General features: G+C 63.8%; 4 protein-coding genes. All 4 read left to right on the top strand.

Annotated features, from left to right (window positions below; genetic code table 11):
* Nucleotides 1–875, top strand: an 875-nt coding sequence (locus ACRCSW_RS23575; RefSeq protein WP_438708092.1) for a 5-bromo-4-chloroindolyl phosphate hydrolysis family protein, incomplete at its 5' end; no start/stop codon positions are given.
* 18 nt (nucleotides 876–893) lie between these two features.
* Nucleotides 894–2075, top strand: a complete 1182-nt coding sequence (locus ACRCSW_RS23570) for a toxic anion resistance protein (RefSeq protein ID WP_438708091.1) — start codon at nucleotides 894–896, stop codon at nucleotides 2073–2075.
* Nucleotides 2076–2094: 19 nt separating this feature from the next.
* On the top strand, nucleotides 2095–3036 hold the full coding sequence (locus ACRCSW_RS23565; protein ID WP_438708090.1) for a DUF2927 domain-containing protein: 942 nt from the start codon (nucleotides 2095–2097) through the stop codon (nucleotides 3034–3036).
* Between the two features lie 22 nt (nucleotides 3037–3058).
* The coding region (locus ACRCSW_RS23560) for an SPFH domain-containing protein (protein ID WP_438708089.1) at nucleotides 3059–3446 on the top strand (388 nt) is incomplete at its 3' end.

Genomic DNA, 3446 nt, shown 5'->3' with positions numbered 1-3446 from the left:
GGAGGCACGTGATGGCCGAACGCTTCGGCGGCAAGTACTCGCCCACCGGCAACCACCAGACGCAGACCCAGGTGTCCGTGGCGGAACCCCGGCCGCAGGGCCTGTGGCGGACGACCGTCCTCTTCCTTTCGGCCTTCCTGTTCCTGTTCCCCGCATTCGGCGACGGCCCGCGCGAGATGCTTCTGGGCCTCGCCGCCGGGGGTCTTCTGGTGCTCTCTGCCTGGCTCACACGCGAAGGTCTGAAGGCCGAGGCTGCCTACAACGCTCGCAAGCTTGCCCACCGCCCCGCTTTCCCGCGCAAGATCTTCGGCGCGGTGCTGGCGGGGGCCGCCCTTGCCGTGGGCGGAGTGATTGCCGATCAGGGCGTCCTCTACCCGGCCCTCTACGCGCTCGTTGGCGCGGGGCTCCATCTCCTCTCGTTCGGGCTTGACCCGATGGCCGACAAGGGGATGGAAGGCGTCGACACCTTCCAGACCGGGCGCGTTGCCCATGCTGTCGAAGAGGGCGAAAAGCACCTCGCGGCCATGCAGGATGCGATTCTGCGGGCCAAGGACCGGGCACTTGAGCGGCGGGTGGGCCAGTTCGCCTCAGCCGCCCGCGGCCTCTTCCGCACTATCGAAGGCGATCCGGGCGATCTGACGGCTGCGCGCAAGTACATGTCCGTCTACCTGATGGGCGCCCGCGATGCGACGGTGAAATTCGCCGACCACTATGCCCAGACGCGCGATGCCTCTGCCCGGACCGAGTACGAGGCCCTGCTTGCCGATCTTGAAACCACCTTCGCCCAGAAGACCACCGCGTTCCTGTCGAACAGCCGCACTGACCTTGATGTCGAAATCGCCGTTCTGCGTGACCGACTTAAACTTGATCATTGACCTCTAGGAGGATTGCCCATGTCCGAGACCGTCCAATCCAACGCCGCCGCCCTTCTGACCGAAGTCGAGAAAGTGACCGCCGTGATCCTGCCCGAGCCCGTGGCCGAGGTCGTGCCGCTTGAAACCGCAACGCCTGATCAGGCCGAGGCGATCAAGAAGCGGATGGGTGAGGTCGATCTGGCAAACACCCAGTCGATCATCGCCTTCGGCTCGTCCGCGCAGGCCGAGCTGCAGGTCATCAGCCAGGCGATGTTGCAAGATGTAAAGAACAAGGATGTCGGTCCCGCTGGCGACAGCCTTCGCAAGATCGTCACCACGATCCGCGGCTTTGCAGTCGACGAGCTTGACCTGCGGCGCGACGCCAGCTGGTGGGAGCGCCTGCTTGGCCGGGCTGCACCCTTCGCGGAATTTGTCGCGCAGTATGAGGACGTGCAGGGCCAGATCGACAAGATCACATCGGAGCTTCTGACCCATGAGCATACTTTGCTCAAGGATATCAAAAGCCTGGACGTGCTGTACGAGAAGACGCTCGCCTTCTACAACGAGCTGGCCATCTACATCGCGGCTGGCGAAGCGAAGCTAGCAGAGACCGAAAAGACCGCGATTCCCGCGAAGGAAGCGGCCGTCGGTGCCGCTCCAGAGGCCGATAAACTGATCAAGGCGCAAGAACTCCGCGACCTCCGCGCCGCCCGTGATGACCTGGAGCGCCGGGTGCATGACCTGCGCCTGACGCGGCAGGTGACGATGCAGTCGCTGCCGTCGATCCGGCTGGTGCAGGAAAATGACAAATCGCTGGTGACGAAGATCAACTCGACCCTCGTCAACACCGTGCCGCTTTGGGAGACGCAGCTTGCCCAGGCCGTCACGATCCAGCGGTCGAAGGAAGCGGCGGAAGCGGTCAAGGACGCAAGCGACCTGACGAACCAGCTTCTGAAAGCGAATGCGGAAAACCTGCAGGAAGCGAACAAGGTGGTGCGTGAGGAAATGGAGCGCGGGGTCTTTGACATCGAGACGATCCAGCACGCCAATTCGACGCTGATCGCGACGATCAACGAAAGCCTGGCCATCGCCGACGAAGGCAAGACCCGCCGAGCGGCAGCCGAGGCCGAACTTGAGAAGATGGAGGCCGAACTGCGCGACGCCCTGGCCGCGTCCAAGGCGCGCCAGCCAGCCCCGGCCGCCCCGGCGGCGTCGGCCTAAAGGCAGCGGCGGGCAGGACATGGCAGGATCACGCACAGTCAGAATTCTGGCAGCCATTGCTGCCTGCCTTGTCCTGTCCGCCTGCGACGCGATGCAGATGGGGGCACCGTCAGCCGCCCCCCCTGCCCCCGCGTCGCCCGTCGTCGCGGCCGAACCGACCGCGAAAAGTGCTGCCGCGACGGTCTACTACGCCCAGATCCAGCAGACGCTTCTGAACGAAGGCATGCTGCGCACGGACAGCGGCGCGAAGGTGCCTTTCACCAGCGACATGCTGTCCGAGAACTTCATGCGCATAGCGCTTTTCAATGAATACCGGCGAGATTCGACCGGGGTCATCCGCGGAGAAACCGAGACCGAGCTGCGACGGTGGAGCGAACCGGTCCGCGTCAGCATCCGCTTCGGCGCCTCGGTTGCACCAGACAAACAGGCCACCGATCGCGCCCGCATCGCAAGCTTCCTCAGTCGCATCTCGCGCGTGACCGGACATCCGGTTCGCGTGGATGAGGCCAATCCGAACTTCTGGATCTACATCGTGTCGGAAGACGAGCGCGAGGCGATGGGCCCGGTGCTTCGCGACCTGGGTCTTGGTGTCGACGACGACGTCATCTCCACGATCACCCGGATGCCCCAGACAACCTATTGCAATGTCTTCAGTATTTCCGGCACCGACAGTCACAGCTACCGGAACGCGGTCGCAGTTGTCCGCGCCGAACACCCCGATCTTCTGCGGCTTTCCTGCTTCCACGAAGAGATCGCGCAAGCCCTGGGCCTGCCGAACGACAGCCCGCGCGCAAGGCCCTCGATCTTCAACGACGATGAGGAATTCGCGCTCTTGACCGATCATGATGAACTTCTTCTGCGCATCCTCTACAGCCCCGAGCTTCGCCCCGGAATGACCGCTGCAGAGGCGCGCGCCATCGTCGAATCCCTTGCGCGCCGTCTGACCGGCGGCGAAAGTTGACCTGTCCTGAACGGAGGAAGCCATGGTCTTCGATTTTCTCAAAGGCGAATTCATCGACGTCATCTCCTGGCTCGATGACACCCGCGACACGATGGTCTGGAGGTTCGACCGGCGCGGCCAGGCGATCAAGTACGGCGCAAAGCTGACAGTGCGCGAAGGCCAGGCCGCCGTCTTCGTCCACGAAGGCCAGCTGGCCGACGTCTTCTCCCCCGGTCTCTACATGCTCGAGACCAACAACATGCCGATCCTGACGACGCTGCAGCACTGGGATCACGGCTTCCAGTCGCCCTTCAAGTCCGAGATCTACTTCGTCAACACCACCCGCTTCAACGACCAGAAGTGGGGCACGAAGAACCCGATCATGGCCCGCGACCCCGAGTTCGGGCCGGTCCGCCTGCGGGCCTTCGGCA

Source organism: Tabrizicola sp., from assembly GCF_051645465.1.
GTDB lineage: Bacteria > Pseudomonadota > Alphaproteobacteria > Rhodobacterales > Rhodobacteraceae > Tabrizicola.
This window is presented reverse-complemented; position numbering and strand designations above follow the sequence as displayed.